This window comes from Streptomyces sp. NPDC001410, from assembly GCF_042895235.1.
GTDB lineage: Bacteria > Actinomycetota > Actinomycetes > Streptomycetales > Streptomycetaceae > Streptomyces.
The window spans coordinates 260,128-280,936 of sequence record NZ_JBIAWE010000001.1 but is presented as its reverse complement, the minus strand read 5'-3'; the positions used below and the strand labels follow the sequence as shown (position 1 = coordinate 280,936).

General features: G+C 70.7%; 18 protein-coding genes. 14 read left to right on the top strand and 4 right to left on the bottom strand.

The features are described from left to right. Nucleotides 1-34: 34 nt before the first annotated feature. Nucleotides 35-616, bottom strand: coding sequence for a hypothetical protein (locus ACFY3C_RS01265; protein ID WP_386576707.1), 582 nt, complete (start codon nucleotides 614-616; stop codon nucleotides 35-37). Nucleotides 617-905: 289 nt separating this feature from the next. Between ACFY3C_RS01265 and ACFY3C_RS01260 the strand changes: the two genes are divergently transcribed. The 6 genes from ACFY3C_RS01260 (at nucleotide 906) to ACFY3C_RS01235 (ending at nucleotide 7,925) form a co-directional block, all read left to right on the top strand. Further along, on the top strand, nucleotides 906-1,337 hold the full coding sequence (locus ACFY3C_RS01260; RefSeq protein WP_390769245.1) for a pyridoxamine 5'-phosphate oxidase family protein: 432 nt from the start codon (nucleotides 906-908) through the stop codon (nucleotides 1,335-1,337). Between the two features lie 47 nt (nucleotides 1,338-1,384). Beyond that, nucleotides 1,385-3,163, top strand: coding sequence for a GAF domain-containing protein (locus tag ACFY3C_RS01255; RefSeq protein WP_390769244.1), 1,779 nt, complete (start codon nucleotides 1,385-1,387; stop codon nucleotides 3,161-3,163). A gap of 222 nt (nucleotides 3,164-3,385) precedes the next feature. Next, complete coding sequence (locus ACFY3C_RS01250; RefSeq protein WP_390769243.1) at nucleotides 3,386-3,826, top strand: pyridoxamine 5'-phosphate oxidase family protein; 441 nt, start codon at nucleotides 3,386-3,388, stop codon at nucleotides 3,824-3,826. A 175-nt stretch (nucleotides 3,827-4,001) separates the two neighbouring features. After that, nucleotides 4,002-6,263 carry a formate C-acetyltransferase gene (gene pflB, locus ACFY3C_RS01245; RefSeq protein WP_390769242.1) on the top strand — a complete coding sequence of 754 codons (2,262 nt, stop codon included), beginning with the start codon at nucleotides 4,002-4,004 and terminating at the stop codon, nucleotides 6,261-6,263. Continuing rightward, entirely contained in the window at nucleotides 6,260-7,009 is a 750-nt protein-coding gene (gene pflA, locus ACFY3C_RS01240; RefSeq protein ID WP_390769241.1) for a pyruvate formate-lyase-activating protein, read from the top strand. The genes pflB and pflA overlap by 4 nt, the downstream gene beginning before the upstream one ends. Nucleotides 7,010-7,073: 64 nt before the next feature. Further along, on the top strand, nucleotides 7,074-7,925 hold the full coding sequence (locus tag ACFY3C_RS01235) for a universal stress protein (RefSeq protein WP_390769240.1): 852 nt from the start codon (nucleotides 7,074-7,076) through the stop codon (nucleotides 7,923-7,925). A gap of 85 nt (nucleotides 7,926-8,010) precedes the next feature. On the opposite strand, the gene ACFY3C_RS01230 is transcribed toward ACFY3C_RS01235, so the two are convergent. From ACFY3C_RS01230 to ACFY3C_RS01220, 3 genes are all read right to left on the bottom strand, one after another. Further along, nucleotides 8,011-8,496: a pyridoxamine 5'-phosphate oxidase family protein gene (locus tag ACFY3C_RS01230; RefSeq protein WP_390769535.1), complete on the bottom strand. Its 486-nt coding sequence runs from the start codon at nucleotides 8,494-8,496 to the stop codon at nucleotides 8,011-8,013. A gap of 190 nt (nucleotides 8,497-8,686) precedes the next feature. Continuing rightward, on the bottom strand, nucleotides 8,687-11,332 hold the full coding sequence (gene adhE, locus ACFY3C_RS01225; protein ID WP_390769239.1) for a bifunctional acetaldehyde-CoA/alcohol dehydrogenase: 2,646 nt from the start codon (nucleotides 11,330-11,332) through the stop codon (nucleotides 8,687-8,689). A 237-nt stretch (nucleotides 11,333-11,569) separates the two neighbouring features. Then, nucleotides 11,570-11,968, bottom strand: a complete 399-nt coding sequence (locus ACFY3C_RS01220) for a hypothetical protein (RefSeq protein ID WP_390769238.1) — start codon at nucleotides 11,966-11,968, stop codon at nucleotides 11,570-11,572. A gap of 285 nt (nucleotides 11,969-12,253) precedes the next feature. Here ACFY3C_RS01220 and ACFY3C_RS01215 point away from each other — a divergent pair, with 285 nt between their 5' ends. The 8 genes from ACFY3C_RS01215 to adhP all read left to right on the top strand — a co-directional run bounded on the left by ACFY3C_RS01215 (nucleotide 12,254) and on the right by adhP (nucleotide 20,808). Continuing rightward, nucleotides 12,254-12,946: a response regulator gene (locus ACFY3C_RS01215; protein WP_389172323.1), complete on the top strand. Its 693-nt coding sequence runs from the start codon at nucleotides 12,254-12,256 to the stop codon at nucleotides 12,944-12,946. A gap of 267 nt (nucleotides 12,947-13,213) precedes the next feature. Continuing rightward, on the top strand, nucleotides 13,214-14,704 hold the full coding sequence (locus tag ACFY3C_RS01210) for an APC family permease (RefSeq protein WP_390769237.1): 1,491 nt from the start codon (nucleotides 13,214-13,216) through the stop codon (nucleotides 14,702-14,704). 29 nt (nucleotides 14,705-14,733) lie between these two features. Further along, complete coding sequence (locus ACFY3C_RS01205) at nucleotides 14,734-15,948, top strand: arginine deiminase (RefSeq protein ID WP_390769236.1); 1,215 nt, start codon at nucleotides 14,734-14,736, stop codon at nucleotides 15,946-15,948. Nucleotides 15,949-15,966: 18 nt separating this feature from the next. Beyond that, nucleotides 15,967-16,968 carry an ornithine carbamoyltransferase gene (argF, locus tag ACFY3C_RS01200; protein WP_386576694.1) on the top strand — a complete coding sequence of 334 codons (1,002 nt, stop codon included), beginning with the start codon at nucleotides 15,967-15,969 and terminating at the stop codon, nucleotides 16,966-16,968. A gap of 3 nt (nucleotides 16,969-16,971) precedes the next feature. After that, the gene (locus tag ACFY3C_RS01195) at nucleotides 16,972-17,895 is read left to right on the top strand and encodes a carbamate kinase (RefSeq protein ID WP_390769235.1); all 924 of its coding nucleotides are present in this window, start codon (nucleotides 16,972-16,974) and stop codon (nucleotides 17,893-17,895) included. A gap of 181 nt (nucleotides 17,896-18,076) precedes the next feature. Next, nucleotides 18,077-18,697 (top strand): hypothetical protein, encoded by a 621-nt coding sequence (locus tag ACFY3C_RS01190; RefSeq protein ID WP_390769234.1) that lies wholly within the window; start codon nucleotides 18,077-18,079, stop codon nucleotides 18,695-18,697. Nucleotides 18,698-18,849: 152 nt separating this feature from the next. After that, complete coding sequence (locus tag ACFY3C_RS01185; RefSeq protein WP_390769233.1) at nucleotides 18,850-19,755, top strand: universal stress protein; 906 nt, start codon at nucleotides 18,850-18,852, stop codon at nucleotides 19,753-19,755. A 30-nt stretch (nucleotides 19,756-19,785) separates the two neighbouring features. After that, nucleotides 19,786-20,808, top strand: a complete 1,023-nt coding sequence (gene adhP / locus ACFY3C_RS01180; protein WP_386576690.1) for an alcohol dehydrogenase AdhP — start codon at nucleotides 19,786-19,788, stop codon at nucleotides 20,806-20,808. Nucleotide 20,809 lies beyond the last annotated feature (1 nt).

Sequence of the window (20,809 nt, the reverse complement as noted above, 5' to 3'; positions counted from 1 at the left end):
GAGAAGCCATCCCATAGCCGTCATTCGGCGCGGCTCATCCAGTTTTGTGGCCCCACTGCGGGCCGACAAGTTCCCATTCCCTGTCCCACTGCTCGATGCGTTGCCGTTCGAGCTTCCACCGCGCGAGGCCTCCAACGCCGAGGGCGAGGCCGGCGAAGGCCAGTACGGCCCCGGTGGCCAGGAGACCGGCTTCCGCGGCCGCCTCGGAGGGACTCGGCGGCTCCGTGACGACCTGACCCCTGTCGTCCGTCCAGACCAGGACCCCGGATCCGGCCTTGAGACCGGTGTTCACCAGGGCCTTGTCGGTGTGGACGGATCCGTCGGGCGCCGTCCACCGTACTCGCGTGGAGATCTTGTCGATCGTGGTCCAGCTCCCCGTCGGCTTTCGAGGTACGTCGGTGAGGAGCACGGCGTGCACGGGATGTCGCTCCAGTCGCTGCCGGGTGAACACCTCACTGGCCGAGTGGGCTGTCAGCAGGCCGACGACGGTGCCTCCCACGGCGACAACCACCCATATGGTCAGTACCACCCACGCCTCGACGATGTCGCCATGCCGCCGTAGGGGATTGTTCCGCCATCGCCAAAGCATCTTCTTGGTACGCCGGTTGCCGTTCATGACCCTCCCTCGCGCCGTCATCGCACTGCCCATGAAGATGACAGCCGGAAGCGAGCCGCGGCATGGGCCGACCAGGCCGTCGTGGAGGGGCTTTCCGGACCTGCTCGCAGCCGCGCCTGGTCCGTTCGTCCCGGTCCCCGCAGGGTAGTGAGCCGGCGGCGCTTCCGGTTGCCTCAGGGTCGCTCTCCGGCACCGTCGGGACCCATGGGCCCTGATCCCCGGGCGTCATCCGGCGCAAGGTGAAAGAACGAAGTACCGCCGCACCCAATGGCTGAGGACAGACTGACCGATGTTCCCCGATGACGGCTTCCGCGAACTTGCGCGGCACGAGTGCCTGCGGCTGATGGCCAAGGCACCCGTCGGTCGCATCGTCTACACGCGCCAGGCCCTCCCTGCCGTGTCGCCGGTCAGCTTCCGCCTCGAAGCCGATGGTGCTGTGGTGGTGCGCACTTCCGCAGCTTCGGACCTGGTCCGCGCTGTCGACGGGGCAGTGGTCGCCTTCGAGGCCGATGACGTCGACACGGCCCGGCGGTCAGGGTGGAGCGTAGTCATCACAGGCTCGGCCACGGTGGTGACCGACCCCGCCGAGCACGAAGGCCTGGCCCGTACCGGCCCTGTCTCCTGGGCGGCGACGGCGTCGAAGGAGGTCTTCATCCGCATCGAGCCGGAATTGGTCACCGGCCGGGAGATGGTGTCGCCTGCCACTGAGCCCTGCCCCTAGCAGGGCGGGCTGTCTTTCGGTAGGGCCGTTCGGGCATGCTGTCTCCCATGGTCAGCGAAGACGACGAGGGCACCGGCACGGACGAGCGGTTTGGAGCCGAGCGTTCCGGCGCGGTATCGCCGTTGCGGATGGATGCGCTCCTGAGCGAGCTGCAGGAGCATGTACAGCGGGTCCGCGGTGGTCGGGACCGCATGCACACATTGCTGGATGCCGTGATGGCGATCGGCAGCGACCTCGATCTGGAGGATCTGCTGCGACGGATCGTGCAGTCGGCCGTCGATCTGGTGGACGCCACCTATGGCGCGCTGGGCGTGCTGGGCGAAGAGGGTACGATCCGGCAGTTCATCACGGTCGGCATGGACGAGGAGGCGATCGCGAAGGTCGGCCACTACCCCGAGGGGCGCGGCATTCTGGGCCTGCTGATCCGGGAACCCCAGCCGCTGCGGCTGGACCATCTCGGGGAGCACTCGGCGTCGGTGGGTTTCCCGCCGGGACATCCGCCCATGCGTACGTTCCTGGGCGCCCCCGTTCAGGTGCGTGGGAAGGTGTTCGGCAACCTCTATCTGACGGACAAGCGTGGCGGTCTGGCCTTCGACGCCGACGACGAGGTGGTGCTGCAGAGCCTGGCCGCAGCCGCGGGCGTGGCGATCGACAACGCCCGCCTGTACGACGGCAGCCGCCATCGCGAGCGTCGCCTGTCCGCCAGCGCGGACATGACCCGTGCTCTGTTGTCGGGGACACCGCCCGAGGAGATCCTGCGGTCCCTGGCCGACACGGTCCGGCAGATGACCGAGAGCGACCTGGTGACCCTGGCCCGGCCCGTGCGGGAGGGCTCGGATCTGATCGTGGAGGCCGCGGCCGGCGAGCGGGCCGACGAGGTGCTCGGCCTGGCGCTGCCGGCGACCACCCTGGCGGCGAAGGTGTTCACCACCGGAGAGCCGATCACGAGTGAGACCCTCAGCGACGACCCCCGAGGAGCGGGTGGCAGCGCCTCCGCGGTGCGCCTGGGTCCTGCCTTCTTCGTGCCCGTAGGGGACAGCGAGGGGGTACGTGGTGTGCTGCTGGTGGCCAATGTGCCCGGCAGACCCTCGTTCAGTGACGCGGCCTTCGACATGGTCCTCACCTTTGCCGATCAGGCGGCCCTGGTGCTGAAGATCGCCGAGCACCGTCGGGAATCCGAACAGCTCACGCTGCTCGGTGACCGCGACCGCATCGCCCGCGACATGCACGACCAGGTCATCCAACGTCTCTTCGCGGACGGACTGACGCTCCAAGCCGTGCTCGGCCACGTGCGCGACCAGCCCACCGCTGTCGAGCGCATCCAGCGGGTCGTGGACGACCTGGACGACACGATCAAGATCATCCGCTCGACCATCTTCGGCCTGCAGCACCGCGGCCGGCAGGAGCGATCCGGTGGACTGCGCGCCCAGCTGCTCGGTCTTACGGACGAAGCCACTCGGGTCCTCGGCTTCACCCCGGCTCTGCGCATGACCGGTCTGCTGGACACCGACGTGCCCGCCACGCACGCGGGCCACCTCCTCGCGGTCCTGCGCGAAGCCCTGACCAACGCGGCCCGGCATGCCGAGGCCACGACGGTGGAGGTCACCGCCGAAGCCTTTGACCGGACGCTGCGGCTGACCGTCGCCGACAACGGACGCGGCGTCGACCCGGCCGTGACTCGCCGCAGCGGGCTGGCGAACCTGCGTAGCCGTGCCGAGGAACTCGGCGGTACCTTCGACGTCGCTCGCCGTGACCCTTCCGGCACGCTTCTGGAGTGGACCGTACCCCTGCCGGTCGGTGGCGAGACTGCTCGGGCGGGCGGGTGATCTGCCCAGGAAGACACTTCCTCACGCCCTGACGAGGGTTTCGGCCATGGTCAGAGGAAAGCCGGATCCAGGGCCCGGCCGGAAGGGCCGTTCGACCCCCGGTGAACGGCATGCTTGCGTGGGCCACTCTCCGGTCAGGGCGGGACGGGTGGCACTCACCCACGGTGGCGGCCGGGCTCAGCATGGACGGAACCCGTGTACCGGTCGAGGGAGGGCTGACTCATGCACCCCAACGACGGATTCCGCGAACTCGGTCGCGCCGAGTGCCTGCGCATGCTCGCGACAGCACCCGTGGGCCGGCTCGTCTACACGCGGCAGGCCCTGCCCGCGGTGGTGCCGGTCAACTTCGGCCTGGACACGGACGGAGCGGTCCTGCTGCGCACGTCGGCGGCGTCCGAGCCGGCCCGCGCGGTCGACGGTGCGGTCGTCGCGTTCGAGGCGGACGCGGTCGACGTGGCACGGCAGGCCGGCTGGAGTGTCGTCGTCACCGGCCGGGCCGAGATCGTGACCGACGGGCCGGAACTGGAACGCCTTGAGCGGATGTCCCCATGCTCCTGGGCGCCGTCGCCCGACGAGGTCATCGTCCGTATCGACCCCGAACTGGTCACCGGGCGTGAACTCGTCGGCGGCCGGACCATGTACGGCGTGCCCCTGTCGGCCTGACGCCCGCGCATCGCCTCTCACCACCGGGACCGAACGTCCCTACGACGGTGGGGTCGGACGGCAGGGCAACGGGCTCCCGCAGGCCCTGCCTCCCGCGGTGACGGGCGAGGAGCATCGTCGGTGGAGCCGCCCACGGGACCTTCCCTGAGCGGTGTCGCGAACGATGGAGGCAGAGATGACCGTGGCACCCCACCCAGACGTGGCCGCACCCACCGAGGCCTGGCGGGGTTTCGCCGGACCGCGGTGGCGCGAGAGTGTCGACGTGCGTGACTTCATCCAGGCCAACTACACGCCGTACGAGGGCGGTCCCGAGTTCCTGGCCGGCCCGACCGAGCGCACCCTCTGCGTATGGCGCAAGGTCAGCGCCCTGTTCCCCGAGGAGCGCCGCAAGGGCATCCTCGACGTGGACGCCGCCACCCCTTCCACGATCACCGCGCACGCGCCCGGCTACATCGACCGGGAACGTGAGCTGATCGTCGGGCTGCAGACCGACGCCCCGCTGAAGCGGGCGATCATGCCGAACGGCGGCCTGCGGATGGTCGAGAACGGGCTGAAGGCGTACGGCTACGCACCCGACCCGTTCGTGACCAAGGTCTTCGGGACCTACCGCAAGACCCACAACGACGGCGTCTTCGATGCCTACACCCCGCAGATGCGCGCCGCCCGCAAGGCCGGCATCATCACCGGGCTGCCCGACGCCTACGGCCGGGGCCGGATCATCGGCGACTACCGGCGCGTCGCGCTCTACGGCACCGACCGGCTGATCGAGGCCAAGCGGGCCGAACGCGCCCTGCTGGACGCCCAGCCCTCCACCCCGGACGTCATCCGCGACCGCGAGGAACTGGCCGAGCAGATCCGCGCGTTGGGTGAGCTGACGCGGATGGCGGCGTCGTACAACTGTGACGTGTCCCGGCCGGCCGCCACCGCGCAGGAGGCCGTGCAGTGGCTCTACCTCGGTTTCCTGGCCGCCGTGAAGGAGCAGAACGGCGCCGCGATGTCGCTGGGCCGCACCTCGACCTTCCTGGACGTCTACCTCCAGCGGGACCTGGACGAGGGCCGCATCGACGAGGTCCGGGCCCAGGAGCTGATCGACGACTTCGTGATCAAGCTGCGGATCGTCAGGTTCCTGCGCACCCCCGAGTACGACGCCCTCTTCTCCGGCGACCCCACCTGGGTGACGGAGTCCATCGGCGGCATCGGCGCCGACGGCCGACCGCTGGTCACCCGCACCTCCTTCCGCTTCCTGCAGACCCTCTACAACCTCGGGCCCGCACCGGAGCCGAACCTGACCGTGCTGTGGTCGCCGCGACTGCCCGAAGGGTTCAAGCGGTTCTGCGCCCAGGTCTCCACCGACACCAGCTCCATCCAGTACGAGTCCGACGACCTGATGCGCCCCCGCACCGGCGACGACACCGCCATCGCCTGCTGCGTGTCCGCCATGGCGGTGGGCAGGCAGATGCAGTTCTTCGGCGCCCGGGTCAACCTCGCCAAGGCCCTGCTGTACGCCGTCAATGGCGGCCGGGACGAGCTGACCGGCGAGCAGATCGCATCCGAGATGTCCCCGCTCACCGGCGAGTACCTGGACTACGACGAGCTGTCGGCGGCGTACGACAAGATGCTGGACTGGCTGGCCGAGACGTATGTCGACGCGCTCAACGTCATCCACTACATGCACGACAAGTACGCCTACGAGCGCATCGAGATGGCGCTGCACGACCACCCGGTCCACCGCTTCATGGCCTGCGGCATCGCCGGCCTGTCGGTCGCCGTGGACAGCCTGTCCGCCGTCAAGTACGGCCGGGTGAAGGTGATCCGGGACGAGACCGGGCTCGCCGTGGACTACGAGACCGAGGGCGAGTTCCCCGCGTACGGCAACAACGACGACCGCGCCGACGCGCTCGCCGTCGACCTGGTCGAGTCGTTCATGGCGAAGGTGCGCAAGCACCCCACCTACCGGGGCGCCGAACACACCCAGTCGGTGCTGACCATCACCTCCAACGTGGTCTACGGCAAGCACACCGGCAACACCCCCGACGGCCGGCGCGCCGGTCAGCCCTTCGCGCCCGGCGCCAACCCGATGAACGGCCGGGACCGGCACGGCGTCGTCGCCTCGGCGCTGTCGGTGGCGAAGCTGCCGTACGAGCAGGCCCGGGACGGGATCTCCCTGACCACGACGATCACGCCCGAGGGGCTCGGCCACGACCCCGCGGAACGCGCGGGCAACCTGGTCGGCATCCTCGACGGCTACATGGCCGCGGGCGGCTTCCACATGAACGTCAACGTGCTGGACCGGGCCACCCTGGAAGACGCCATGGAACACCCGGAGAAGTACCCGGATCTGACCATCCGGGTCTCCGGATACGCCGTCAACTTCGTCCGCCTGACCCGTGAGCAGCAGCTCGACGTGATCAGCCGCACCTTCCACGGGTCGCTGTGAAGGGTACGACGGCGCCGGCGGTGACCGGCCGGATCCACTCCTGGGACCTGTCCACCGGCGTGGACGGTCCCGGGACCCGGTTCGTGCTGTTCGTCAGCGGCTGCCCGTTGCGCTGCCTGTACTGCGCCAACCCCGACACCTGGCACATGCGGGACGGCCGGGAGACATCGGTCGACCAGGTCATGGCCGAGATCGAGAAGTACCGGAGCTTCGTGACCACCGCCGGGGGAGGGGTGACGATCACCGGCGGGGAGCCGCTGCTCCAGCCCGCGTTCACCGGCTCCGTCCTGCACCGCTGCAAGGAGGCCGGACTGCACACCGCGCTGGACACCTCCGGCTTCCTGGGCGAGCGGGCCTCCGACCGACTCCTCGCCGACACGGACCTGGTGCTGCTGGACATCAAGTCGTTCGACGTCCCCACCTACCGCAAGCTCACCGGTGGCCGGCTGGCCCCCACGCTCACCTTCGCCACCCGCCTGGACCGGCTCGGCGTCCCCGTGCACATCCGCTACGTCCTCGTCCCCGGCTGGACCGACGACCCGTCCGCGGTGGACGGCCTCGGTGCCTTCCTGGCCGGGCTCGGCAACGTGGACCGGGTGGACGTCCTGCCGTTCCACAAACTCGGTGCCCACAAGTACGACGCCCTCCGCATCGACTTCCCGCTGCGCGACACGCCTGTGCCCGACCTGAATCTGGTGGAACGGGTGCGGGAGCAGTTCAGGGAGCACGGCCTGCGGGCACTGTGAGCCGAGCGGTGGGTGACACCGACGCCGTTCACCCAGTGAGTTCACATTCGAGAAGGAGATCAGCATGCCCCGCACCATCATCGTCGGCGTGGACGGTTCGCCCGGCTCCCTCGCCGCCGCCGACTGGGCCGCCCGGGAGGCCCGGCGCCGCGACGTTCCGCTGCGTCTGGTCCATGCCGTACGGCAGTCTCCCGACGCGGACCGGTCGCTGGGGGAAGCCGAGGCGAAGATCGCGCGCCGCCACCCGGACCTGCGGATCGAAGGTGACCGCGTTGCCGCCGAGCCGGCCTCCGCGCTGCTCACGGCGGCTGAGGGTGCCGAGCTGGTGGTACTCGGCTCGCCCGGTCCGGTGGGCGGGGTCGCAGGTCTTCTGGCCGGGTCCGTCGCCCTCGCCGTCGTCGCGCGCAGCCGGCGGCCCGTCGTCCTGGTACCGGGCGGACCCCACCAGGACGAGCACCGGACCGGCGCCCACGACACCGTGCCGCAGGCCACCACCGTCCCCGACGTGGTCCTCGGCCTCGATCTGTCGGATCCGCACGACGCGGTGCTCGAGTTCGCGTTCGACGCGGCCTCGCGCCGCGCGGCGAGGCTGCGCGTCGTCCACGGCTGGAGCGCGGAGCCGTACGCCCACGACGAGGTCGGTGCCGCCGAGGCCGGACAGCCCGGGGTGGCAAGAGGGCGCACCCTGTCGGAAGTGCTGGAAGCCTGGCGGGAGAAGTTCCCCGGCGTCGAGGTGACCGAGCAGGCCGTGATCGGCACGGCCGGGACGCACCTGGCCGAGGCCTCCGGCGACGCGTCCCTGGTCGTGGTCGGCCGCGCCGAGCGCCGGATGCCTGTCGGTACCGCGATCGGGCCGGTCACCCAGGCTGTGCTGCAGCACGCTTCGGCACCGGTGGCGGTGGTCCCGCACGCCTGATCCCGTCCGCGAACCGCCCGTCGGCCGGTGGGCCGGCGGGCGGTTGCACGCATGGCCGACGCTGCCTGTGGCAGGTGAACTGCGGTCAGGAGTCGCCGGTGGGGCTGTCTGCTTCGGCCACGCGCTCGGCGGCCGTCAGACGGATACCGGTGATCAGTTCGGGGCGGATGCGGACCGCGTGGTCCATGGTCTGCTGCATCCAGGGCACCAGCAGACCCTGGTAGCGAACCAGTTCATCCGGGTCGGTCACCAGATGCGCGTAACCGGTGACCACCACACTCCAGCCGAGGTGGGTGTCCGGGTCGATGACGTCGGCCTCATAGGCGACGACGACGCCGGATCCGTCGGCCTCCTGTGCATGTGAGGTGAGGGCCGCGGTTTCGTGGGTGCGGATGACGATGCAGCCGTCGTCCAGGACGTGGTTCACCGGGCGCACGGTCGGCAGTGCGTGCCGGGTGAAGACGATCCGGCCCAAGGAGACGCTGCCCAGCAGCCGTAGCGCCTCGTCGCGGTCCAGCTCGATGCTCTGGCGCGGCTCGGCGGGAAGGGCCTGGGTGCGGTCGACGGTCATGGCGGGCTTCCGTGCGGTCTCGTTGCTCACTGCCGTGTGTCTCTGCTCGACGTGCCGGGAGGTGAACGCACGCGCGTCCGCGGCGCAACGCCGAAGCGTACGCCGCGGACAGACGCATCCGATCATTGAAACCGCGCCGGGACTCGCCACACCAGGGCCGTTCGGCCCTGGTGTGCGTCCGCTCGGCCCTTTACACCGCCCAGTAGTAGGCGGTGCGCATGATCTTCTGCATGTCGTCGAGCATGGGCATCCGCGGGTTGGCGGGCGCGCACTGGTCCTCGTAGGCGTTCAGCGCCTGCTGGGGCAGTGCGTCGAGGAAGGACCGCTCGTCGACGCCCAGTTCCCGGAACGACCGCTCGATGCCGACGGTGTCGCGCAGCTGCTCGACCGCACGGGCGAGGGACTCCACGCCCTCGTCCGCGGTGGCAGCCGGCAGGCCGAGGGCGCGGGCCATCTCCTGGAAGCGTTCCGGCGCCCGGTAGTTCTCGTACTTCGGCCAGCCGGTCAGCTTCGTCGGCACGGTGCCGTTGTAGCGGATGACGTGCGGCAGCAGGACCGCGTTGGTACGGCCATGTGCGATGTGGAAGGTGGCACCGAGCGTGTGGGACATGGCGTGCACGATGCCGAGGAAGGCGTTGCCGAAGGCCATGCCGGCGATGGTGGCCGCGTTGTGCATCTTCTCCCGCGCGTCAGGACGGTCGGTGCGGTCGTTGACCGCCGCTTCGATGTTGTCGAAGATCAGCCGGATCGCGTGCAGGGCGAGACCGTCGGTGAAGTCGTTGGCGTACACGGACACATACGCCTCGATGGCGTGGGTGAGCGCGTCGAAGCCGCTGTCGGCGGCCAGCGCCGGGGGCAGGTCGGCGGTGAGCAACGGGTCGACGATGGCCACGCTGGGGGTGAGCGCGTAGTCGGCGAGCGGGTACTTCTTGCCGGTCTCCGGGTCGGAGATGACCGCGAAGGGGGTGACCTCGGCTCCGGTGCCGGAGGTGGTGGGAATGCAGACCAGGCGTGCGCGGACGCCGAGCGGCGGGAAGCGGAAGGCGCGCTTGCGGATGTCGGAGAACTTCTGCCGCATGTCGGCGAAGTCGATGTCCGGGTGCTCGTAGAGCAGCCACATCACCTTGGCCGCGTCCATCGGGGAGCCGCCGCCGAGCGCGATGATGGTGTCCGGGCGGAAGTCCCGCATGAGCTGGGCGCCGCGCTGGACGGAGTCGATGCTCGGCTCCGGTTCCACGTTGTCGATGATCTGCACGGTCACGGGCTCGTGGCGCCGCTGCAGGACGCGGCTGACCCGGTCGACGAAGCCGAGGCGGGTCATGGTCGCGTCGGTGACGACCGTGACGCGGTGGACGTCCGGCATGGAGGTCAGGTAGCGGATGGACTGCGGCTCGAAGTAGATCTTCGGCGGTACCTTGAACCACTGCAGGTTGTTGCGGCGGTTGGAGACCCGCTTGATGTTCAGCAGCTGGGCGGCGGAGACGTTGTTGGACACCGAGGTGCTGCCCCAGGAGCCGCAGCCGAGGGTCAGGGACGGCAGCAGACTGTTGTAGATGCCACCGATCGCCCCCTGCGAGGACGGGGAGTTGACGATGACCCGGACGGTCTTCATGCGCCTGCCGTACTCCTCCGCCAGCGCCGGGTCCTCGGTGTGGACGACGGCAGTGTGTCCCTGGCCGTGGAAGGCGACCATGTCGGCGGCCAGGTCGAAGCCCTGCTGCTCGGACCCGGCCCGCAGCACGGCGAGCACGGGGCAGAGCTTTTCCCGGGTCAAGGGCTCGTCCGGGCCGACCCGTTCGACCTCGACGAGGATCAGCGAGGTGTCGTCGGGCACGGTGAAACCGGCCTGCTCGGCGATCCACGCAGGGCTCTGGCCGACGGCTGCGGCGTTCACCTTGGGCTCGCAGCCCGAGTTCGCGCGGCCGTCCGGGAACAGGAACGCCTCCAGCTTCGCCTTCTCCTCGGCGGTCGCCAGATGGGCGTGCAGCGTGTGGAACTCGGCGAGAGCCGCGTCGTAGATCTCGGCGTCCAGGATGACGGCCTGTTCGGAGGCGCAGATCATGCCGTTGTCGAAGGACTTGGACAGCACGAGGTCGTTGACGGCGCGGCGCAGCTTGGCGCTCTTGTGCACATACGCCGGCACATTGCCCGCGCCGACCCCGAGGGCGGGCTTGCCCGCCGAGTAGGCGGCCCTGACCATGGCGTTGCCTCCGGTGGCGAGGATCAGCGAGATGCCGGGGTGGCGCATCAGGAGGCCGGTCGCCTCGACGGAGGGTGTCTCGATCCACTGCACGCAGTGCTCCGGCGCGCCGGCGGCGACGGCCGCGTCCCGGACGATCCGGGCCGCCTCCGCACTGCACCGCTGGGCGGAGGGATGGAAGGCGAACACGACGGGGTTGCGCGTCTTCAGCGCCATCAGGGCCTTGAAGACGGTGGTGGAGGTCGGGTTGGTGACGGGCGTGACGGCGCAGACGACACCGACCGGTTCGGCGACCTCGACCATGTCCTCGATGTCGTCCCGGGCGATGACGCCGACGGTCTTCATCCGGCCCATGCTGTGCGTGACGTGCTCACACGCGAACATGTTCTTGGCCGCCTTGTCCTCGAAGACCCCGCGCCCTGTTTCCTCGACGGCCAGCCGGGCCAGCGCGGTGTGGTGGTCCAGGGCGGCGACCGAGGCCTTCTTGACGATGTGGTCGACCTGCTCCTGGGTGAGGGCGTCGTAGTCGGCGAGCGCCTTGAGTCCGTTGGTGACCAGCCGGTCCACCGCGACGGCGATGTCGGAGGGTGCGCCGGCGCTGGTGGCTGCCTCGGTTCCGGCGTCATGACGGGACATGGGGATGGGCCTCCCTTTGACGGAGCCGCCGGGTGTGGCCGGCGGCGGGCGGGTGTGACCGGCACCTCGGGGAACGCCGCCGCTCACACCTCGACTCTCGTGCGGTGCGCCCTTCGCTCCCAGGTACCGATGGTCCCTGCCGGCGGGCCTGACCGGCACGGCTGCGGGTGGGACGTGAGGCGGTACGGGGTTCGGCGGCGGCCGGCCGAGGACGTCGACCGGCCGCCGCCGACGGCCCTAACCGCGTCGGTCCACGGCCGGGCCGCCGCGCCACGGAGGCGGAGTGGCCGACTTCCGGGCCGCCTCGCGGCGGTGCAGCACCTTGGTCAGCTGACCGCGCAGCCGGTCCTGCACCCGGTCCGCCAGCTCGTGTGCCGTCGCCTCCTGGGCGTGCACGACCACGCGTACGTCCCCCACGACCAACTCGGCCCCGGCCGACCAGGGTTGCTCCGTGTGGCGCGCAGATGCCCTGGCGATCCGCACCTCGCCGCTGACGGCAGGCATCCCCGGCCGGCCGAGGACCGCGTCGATCTTCGTCCTGACGTACGCCAGTGCCTCCTCGTCCACATCCCCTTCGCTCCGCACGTGTACGGCGACGGCGGTGTCGGCGTGTGTCACGGTGTCCTTGGCAGTCATGCGATCCGCTCCTTCTTGATCGTCGGTGACGGCTCCAGACTTCTGCGCGGTGCGTCCCGTGCCCAGGGCTGCCAGGTCCCCGCGAGCGGACCGAAGGTCCCTCCGCCCGGCTCCTCCCCTCGCGCCACGTGACCGTCGTGACCGCTCCGGGTACGGAAGACTGGGCGGGAACACTGGGCCGTCCGGCCCTGGTCCTTCCGCCGGGATGGGAGCAAGATCTCGACGTGGACCGATACCGTCCACGAACGGACCTCGGTGAAGTACGCCCGGAACAGGGAGCGATTGATGGCAGACGGCGAGCAGCACGGCCCCGACAACCCGATCCGGGTCTTCCTGATGGACGACCACGAGGTGGTACGGCGTGGCGTGCGCGACCTGCTGAACGACGAGCCGGACATCGAGGTGATCGGCGAGGCCGGTTCGGCGGAGCAGGCCCTGGTACGCGTCCCCGCGCTGCGCCCGCAGGTCGCGGTGCTGGACGTCCGCCTGCCCGACGGCGACGGAGTGAGCGTCTGCCGGGAGCTGCGCTCGCGCATGCCGGAGCTGTCCTGTCTGATGCTGACCTCCTTCGACGACGAGGAAGCACTGCTGGACGCGATCATGGCGGGTGCCTCCGGGTACGTCCTGAAGCAGATCCAGGGCTCCGATCTGGTCTCGGCCGTGCGCACCGTGGCCGCCGGGCAGTCGCTCCTCGACGCGAGCGCCACCACCAAGCTGATGGCCCGGCTGCGCGGCGGCCGGCAGCAGGAGGAGGAGCCGGACGTGCTGCCCGGACTGACCGACCGGGAGCGGGAGATCCTGGCCCTGATCGGCGAGGGCCTCACCAACCGGCAGATCGGTCAGCGCCTGTATCTGGCCGAGAAGACCGTGAAGAACCACATCTCCCGTCTGCTCGCCAAGCTCGGGGTGGAACGCCGCGTCCAGGCGGCCGTGATCGCCGCGCAGGTCCAGGACCGGCAGAAGCAGGACGGCCACTGACCGTGGAGCCGTACTCGGCGTCGCGTCCCCGTTGCGCCCTACGCCCTACGCCCTTCGCCCTTCGCCGTGATGCGTGACAAGCGTGCCCGGCCGGTCGCACCGGCCGGGCACGCTCGCGTCGCGTGGGCGTGCTGGGCTGGGCGGGCCTCGGGGGCGGGACCATCGGGCCGGGAGCGGGGGCCTTGCGGCCACTGACCTTGTGCGGCGGGGCGCAGAAAGATCGTCAGCAGATCGACTCACCCTGACGAACTGCGCAAGGAGTACGCCATGTCCGGACCCAGACGAGACGGAAAGGGGACGGCGCCGACGGCGGCACTCGGCCTTCCCGCCGCATCCGCGCTCGTGATCGGCAGCATCATCGGCACCGGAGTCTTCGCGCTCCCCTCCGCCCTCGCCCCCTACGGACCGATCTCCCTCGTCGCGTTCGCCGTCGTCACCCTCGGCGCCCTGGCGCTGGCGCTGACCTTCGGTGCGCTGTCCCAGCGGGTCCCGGCCAGCGGCGGCCCGTACGTCTACGCCCGTGAGGCGTTCGGCGAGTTCGCCGGGTTCCTCAACGCCTGGTCGTACTGGATCACCGCGTGGGCCGGCAACGCGGCCATCGTCGTGGCCTGGGTCGGCTACGTCGAGGTGTTCGTCAACACCGGTCACAGCAAGTGGATTTCGGTGCTCCTCGCGCTCGTCGGACTGTGGATCCCCGCCGCGATCAACCTCACCGGTGTGCGCAACATGGGCGCCTTCCAGGTCATCACGACCGTGCTGAAGTTCGTCCCGCTCGTCTTCATGGCCACCGTCGGGCTGCTCTTCGTCGACTCCCACAACTTCGGCCCGTTCAACGCCAGCGGGCAGTCGGCCCTCGGCGCCATCTCGGCAGCCGGCGCCATCGCCCTGTTCAGCTACCTCGGTCTGGAGGCGGCCGCGGTGGTCGCCGGGCGGGTCCGGGAGCCGGGACGCAACGTTCCGCGCGCGACGGTCTACGGCACCCTCCTGTGCGCGGTCATCTACATCCTGGGCACGCTCGCCGTCTTCGGCACCGTCTCCCACGGCAAGCTCGGTGGCTCGACCGCGCCGTTCACGGACGCCGCGAACAACATCTTCGGCGGCACCTGGGCCGGTGACATCGTCGCCGTCGCCGCGATCATCTCCGGCATCGGAGCCCTCAACGGGTGGACCATGCTGTGCGCCGAGATGCCGTACGCCGCAGCCCGCGACGGCCTGTTCCCGCGCGCCTTCGCCCGGCTGCGCGGCAAGAACGACGTGCCGGCCTTCGGCATCGTCGCCTCCACCGTGCTGGCCTCGCTCATCACGGTGTTCAGCTACACACGCTTCGACGACGTCTTCACCAAGATCGTCCTGCTGAGCGTGCTGACCGCGGTGATCCCCTATCTGTTCTCCGCCGCCGCCCAGCTGTACTGGCTCCTCGTGCGCGACGGGGAGAAGCCGAACCCCCGGCGATTCGCCCGTGACGTCACGGTGGCCGCTCTCGCCCTCGCCTTCTCGTACTGGTCGATCCAGGGCAGCGGCTACCAGACCGTCTACTACGGCCTGTTCGTGCTGCTGCTGGGTGTGCCGGTGTACGTCTGGCTCAAGCGTGGTCAAGCCGTCGGCGACCGGACGGCCGACGCTCAGGACGCGGCGATCCCGTCCCAGCGGGAGCGGGCGCCCGAGACGCCCGCACCGGCCCGGCGGCTCTCCCGGGGTCTGCGCACCGGCCGCATCGGCGGGTTCCGCAGGCTGGGCGACCTCCGCCACCGCGACTGACCACCCACCCGCTCGAAGGAACTGCCGCGATGAACACCTTTCACGTCGACTCCGAGGTCGGCCGCCTGCGCCAGGTGATCCTGCACCGCCCCGGCCTCGAACTCTCCCGCCTCACCCCGCGCAACGTCGACGCCCTGCTCTTCGACGACATCCTGTGGGCCAAGCGCGCCCGCGAGGAGCACGACGCCTTCGCCCAGGTCCTGCGCGACCACGGCGCCCGCGTCCACCACTTCGCCGACCTGCTCGCCCAGACCCTCGACGTCCCCGAGGCCCGCGAATGGCTCCTCGACCGGGTCATCACCCCGGCCGTCGTCGGGCCGGCCCTCATCGACCCGGTGCGCGCTCTGTGCACCGAGCTGGACGGCGAGACGCTCGCCGGCTACCTCATCGGCGGGCTGCTCAAGAGCGACCTGCCGCTGGCCGCCCCGCACAGCCTGGTGTGGAGCGCGCTCGACGCCGACGACTTCGCGCTCACGCCGCTGCCCAACCACCTCTTCCCGCGCGACAACTCGTGCTGGATGTACGACAAACTCTCCGTGAACCCGATGGCCAAGCCGGCCCGGCGCCGCGAGAGCCTCCACGCGGAGGCGATCTACCGCTTCCACCCGAGGTTCGTGGGCGTCGCGCCCCAGCCACTGCTCGACGGTGCCGTGGGCACGCTGGAGGGCGGCGACGTACACGTCCTCGGCAACGGCGCCGTCATGGTCGGCATGGGCGAGCGCACCACCGCCCAGGCCGTGGAGAACCTGGCCGCCCGCTTGTTCGCGAGCGGCACGGCGAGTCGGCTGATCGCGGTCCAACTGCCCGCCACCCGCGCCTACATGCACCTCGACACCGTACTGACCATGCTCGACCGCGACGCCTTCGCCGTCTACCCGGGCCTGGCCGACTCCCTGCGCTCCTGGACCCTGCGCCCCAGCGACGCCCGCGAGACGGGCTTCGACGTGACCGCGAATTCCGATCTGGCCACCGCGCTCGCCGAGGCCCTGGACCTGGACAAGGTCCGCATGCTCTCCGCGCCGCAGGACATCCGGGGCGCCGAGCGCGAACAGTGGGACGACGGAAGCAACTTCCTCGCCCTCGCCCCCGGCGTCGTCGTCGGCTACGAGCGCAACGTCACCACCAACACCTACCTGCGCAAGCAGGGCATCGAGGTCGTCACCATCGCCGGTGCCGAACTCGGCCGCGGCCGGGGCGGCCCGCGCTGCATGAGCTGCCCCATCGAACGCGACCCGGCCGCCTGACCCCGTAAGGACACCACCATGACCATCGACCTGCGAGGCCGCTCCTACCTGAGCGAACTCGACTTCACCGCCAGGGAGATCCAGCACCTCCTCGACCTCGCCGCCGACCTGAAGGCGGCCCGTCGCGCCGGCACCGAACAACCCCGGCTCACCGGTAAGCACCTCGCCCTGATCTTCGAGAAGACCTCCACCCGCACCCGCTGCGCCTTCGAGGTCGCCGCCGCCGACCAGGGCGCCGCCACCACCTACCTCGGCCCCGGCGACACCCACGTCGGCCACAAGGAGTCCGTCGCCGACACCGCACGCGTCCTCGGCCGCATGTTCGACGGCATCGAGTACCGGGGCTCCGCCCAGTCGATCGTCACCGAACTCGCCGCCCACGCCGGCGTCCCCGTCTACAACGGGCTGACCGACACGGCCCACCCCACGCAGAGCCTGTGCGACATGCTCACCATGCGCGAGCACAGCACCAAGCCGCTCACCGACATCAGCTACTGCTACCTCGGCGACGCCCGCAACAACATGGGCAACTCCCTGCTCTCCATGGGGGCGCTGCTGGGCATGGACGTGCGCATCGCCGCTCCTCGTGCGCTGTGGCCGGACAGCGGTCTGGTCGCCACCTGCCAGGTGCTCGCCGGGCGAAGCGGAGCCCGCATCACCCTCACCGAAGACGTCGAGAGCGCCGTGCGCGGCGCCGACTTCCTGCACACCGACGTCTGGGTGTCCATGGGGGAGCCCGCCGACACCTGGCGCGAGCGGATCGACCTGCTCCTGCCGTACCAGGTCAACGGCAAGACGCTCGCGGCGACCGAGAACCCCGACGTCAAGTTCATGCACTGCCTGCCGGCCCTGCACGACGAGGGCACCAGGCTCGGCCGGGAACTGCTCGCCACCTACGGCCTGACCGGTCTTGAAGTCACCGACGAGGTCTTCTCCTCGCCCGCCTCCCTCGTCTTCGACCAGGCCGAGAACCGCCTGCACACCATCAAGGCCGTCCTCGTCGCCACCCTGGAGGACTGAACCATGCGCATCGTCGTCGCCCTCGGCGGCAACGCCCTGCTGCACCGTGGCGAACGCCCCGACGCGGCCGTGCAGCAGACCAACATCGATGCCGTCGCCGGCGCCCTGGCCGTCCTCGCCCAGGAACACGAGCTGGTCATCACGCACGGCAACGGCCCGCAGATCGGCCTGCTCGCCCTGGAGAGCGAGGCCGACCCCGTGCTCAGCGCCCCGTACCCGCTCGACCTGCTCGGCGCGCAGACCCAGGGCATGATCGGCTCCCTGCTGGCCCGCGCCCTGCACGACACCCTGCCCGGGCACCGGATCGCCGCCCTCGTCACGCACACCCTCGTACGGGCCGACGATCCCGCGTTCGCCCGGCCCACGAAGTTCGTCGGCCAGGTCTACTCCCGAGCCACGGCCGAGAAGCTGGCCCGCAAGCGCGGCTGGCACATCGCCCGGGACACCACCGGCTGGCGCCGTGTCGTCCCCTCCCCGTCGCCCGAACGGATCCTGGAGACCGACACCATCCACGAACTGCTCGGTCCCGGCGCCCTGGTGATCTGCGCCGGCGGGGGAGGCGTCCCCGTCACCGCCGACGACGACTCGGGCGCCCTGACCGGCGTGGAGGCCGTCATCGACAAGGACCTCACCGCCGCCCTGCTCGCCGAGGACCTGAAAGCCGACTTCCTCCTCATCCTCACCGACGTGCCGTGCGTCTACGAGCAGTACGGCACACCGGACCAGCGGCCCGTCCCCGACGCCACACCCACCGACCTGCGCCACGGCGGCTTCCCGGACGGCTCCATGGGACCCAAGACCGAGGCCGCCGCCCGCTTCGTGGAACGCACCGGAGGACTGGCCGCGATCGGCGCGCTGGACGCCGCGTACGACATCGTCCACGGCCGCTCCGGCACCCTGGTCCGCCCCGATCTCACGGTCGGCTGAACGGCCCGGTCCCGGCGTCCTACGCCCCCCTCCGCTCACCGCGAACCGGCCCTGAGGGCAGGGACGTTGGGCCCCACCGCCGGAGCCCTTCGGCATCCGGCGCCGGGCGGCGCACGCCACGAGAGTAAGGGGCGTCAAGGAAACCAGGACCTGAACTGCCAGACCAGAAGGGACCACCATCATGGCCGCGCACGAGCACTCCCACCGCAGCCCCGGCTTCCGTCTGTCGTTCCGCAGCAACCGGACCGGCTCCGCGCTCGCCGTGTCGGCGGGCATCGAAGCGCACACCGCCCAGGCCCGCGCCCTCGCGTCCCTGCGCATCCTGACCGGGTTCGTCTTCCTGTGGGCGTTCCTGGACAAGACCTTCGGCCTCGGCTACGCCACGGCGTCCGGCAAGGGCTGGATCGACGGCGGGTCCCCGACGAAGGGCTTCCTCAGCTCCGTCGCCGCCGGGCCCATGCGGTCCACGTTCCACGCGTGGGCCGGTGACACCTGGGCCGACTGGCTGTTCATGCTCGGCCTGCTGGGCATCGGCGTGGCCGTCATGGCCGGTGTGGCGCTGCGGCCGGCCGCGGTCGCGGGCACCGCGATGATGGCGCTGATGTGGATGGCCGAGTGGCCGCCGGCCAGACACCTGGCCAACGGCTCGCCGAGCATGTCGACGAACCCGTTCGCCGACTACCACCTGATCTACGCGGTGGCGCTGATCGCCGTCGCGGCCGTCGGCGCCGGCACCACATGGGGTCTGGGCCGGTGGTGGGCGGGACTGCCCGTCGTCCGCGACCACGCCTGGCTGCGCTGACCCCCCGCCACGCCGGGACGGGCCCTCCGGGCGGCCCCGGCGAGCGGTGATCAGGGCCCATCGGTCCACCCGGAGGACCGGCGGCACCTGCCGCGAACAACCCCCCAACACGACGCTGGAATCGGGAGTCCCCGATTCAGGAGGTGGAGATCATGCCCCGCACCATCACCGTCGGCCTCGACGGTTCCGTCGAGAGCCGGGCCGCCGCCGAGTGGGCGGCCCGCGAGGCGGAGACACGCGGACTGCCCGTCCGGCTCGTCCACGTCTGGGAGCCGGTACCGGAACCCATGGCACAGGCCCCGCTCCTCGGCGCCGAGACGCACCAGCACTGGACCGAGCGCATTCCGCGGAAGTCCGCCGAGGACCTGCGGCTGCGCCACCCCGGCATCGAGGTGACCACCGAACAGCTCACCGGACGGCCCGCCGAAGTCCTCGTCCACGCCGCCCAGGACGCCGAACTGCTCGTCCTCGGCTCCCGCGGCCTCAGCGGGATCGGCGGCTTCCTGGTCGGCTCGGTCGGCCTCGCGGTCGTCGCGTCCACAGAACGGCCCGTCGTGCTGGTCCGCGCCGGCGAACAGGCCGCCGACCGGCAGGAGAAGAACCGCGCGGGCAGCCCTGCCACGGCCACACCGTCCGGCCCCGTCGTGCTCGGACTGGACACCCGCAACCCGGACGCGGCACCGATCGAGTTCGCGTTCGAGGCCGCCGCCCGCCAGGGCGTGCCACTGCGGGTGCTGCACGGCTGGAACGAGCCCTACTACTACCCCTACGGCATGGCCCCCGACCCCCAGGTCACCCAGATGGTGGCGCAGAGCGACGCCGCCGCCCTGACCGAGGCGGTCAAGCCCTGGCGACAGAAGTACCCCGACGTGGAGGTCGTCACCGAGTCCCGTTCCGGCAGCCCCTCGGTCCTCCTGATCGACGCCTCCCACCAGGCCTCCCTGGTCGTCGTCGGCCGGCGCATCCGCCGCTCCGCCCTCGGGGCCCACATCGGCCCGGTCGCCCACGCCGTCCTCCACCACGCCACCGCACCCGTCGCCGTCGTCGCCCACGACTGAACGCGCCGATACCCGAGGAGAGAACACATCATGAAGGCAGCGGTCGTACGAGCCCTCGGCGATCCCCTGGTCATCGAGGAGCGCCCGGACCCCGAGCCCGGCCCCGGCCGGATCCGCATCCGCCTGGAAGCCTCCGGGCTCTGCCACACCGACATCCACGCCGCGCACGGCGACTGGCCGGTCCAGCCCAACCCGCCCTTCGTCCCCGGCCACGAGGGCGTCGGCCTGGTCGAGAAGCTGGGCGAGGGCGTCACCCAGCTGGCCGTCGGACAGCGGGTCGCCGTGCCGTGGCTGGGCAAGGCGTGCGGGCGGTGCGAGCACTGCCTGTCCGGGTGGGAGACGCTGTGCGAGCAGCAGATCAACACCGGCTACGGCTGCGACGGCGGGTACGCCGAGAAGATGCTGGCCTGGGCTGACTTCGCCCAGCCGGTGCCCGAGGGGGTCTCCGCCTTCGAGGCCGCCCCGCTGACCTGCGCGGGCGTCACCACGTACAAGGCCCTCAAGGTGGCAGACGTCCGGCCGGCCCAACTGGTGGCGGTCTCCGGGGTCGGCGGCCTCGGCCACCTCGCCGTGCAGTACGCGAAGATCGCCGGTGCGACGGTGGCCGCGATCGACGTCACCGACGACAAGCTCGAACTCGCCACCGAACTCGGCGCCGACATCGTCATCGACGCCCGCAAGCAGGACGTCGGGGCGGAGCTGAAGAAGCACGGCGGCGCCCATGCGGCGATCGCCCTGGCGGTGAACCCGGCCGCGTTCGAGGCCGTCAACTCGGGCCTGCGGCGCGGCGGAAAGCTCGTCATGGTGGCGCTGCCCGCCCACGGCGCGATCCAGGTCCCGATCTTCGACACCGTCCTCAACGGCACTTCGGTGATCGGCTCCATCGTCGGCACGCGGCAGGACCTGGCCGAAGTGTTCCAGCTGCACGCCGCCGGCCGCACGAAGGTCATCTACGAGACGCGTCCGCTCAGCGCGGTCAACGAGTGCATCGACGAGGTGCTGCGCGGTGACGTGAAGGCCCGGATCGTCTTCGACCTGGGTTCGGGACGGTGAG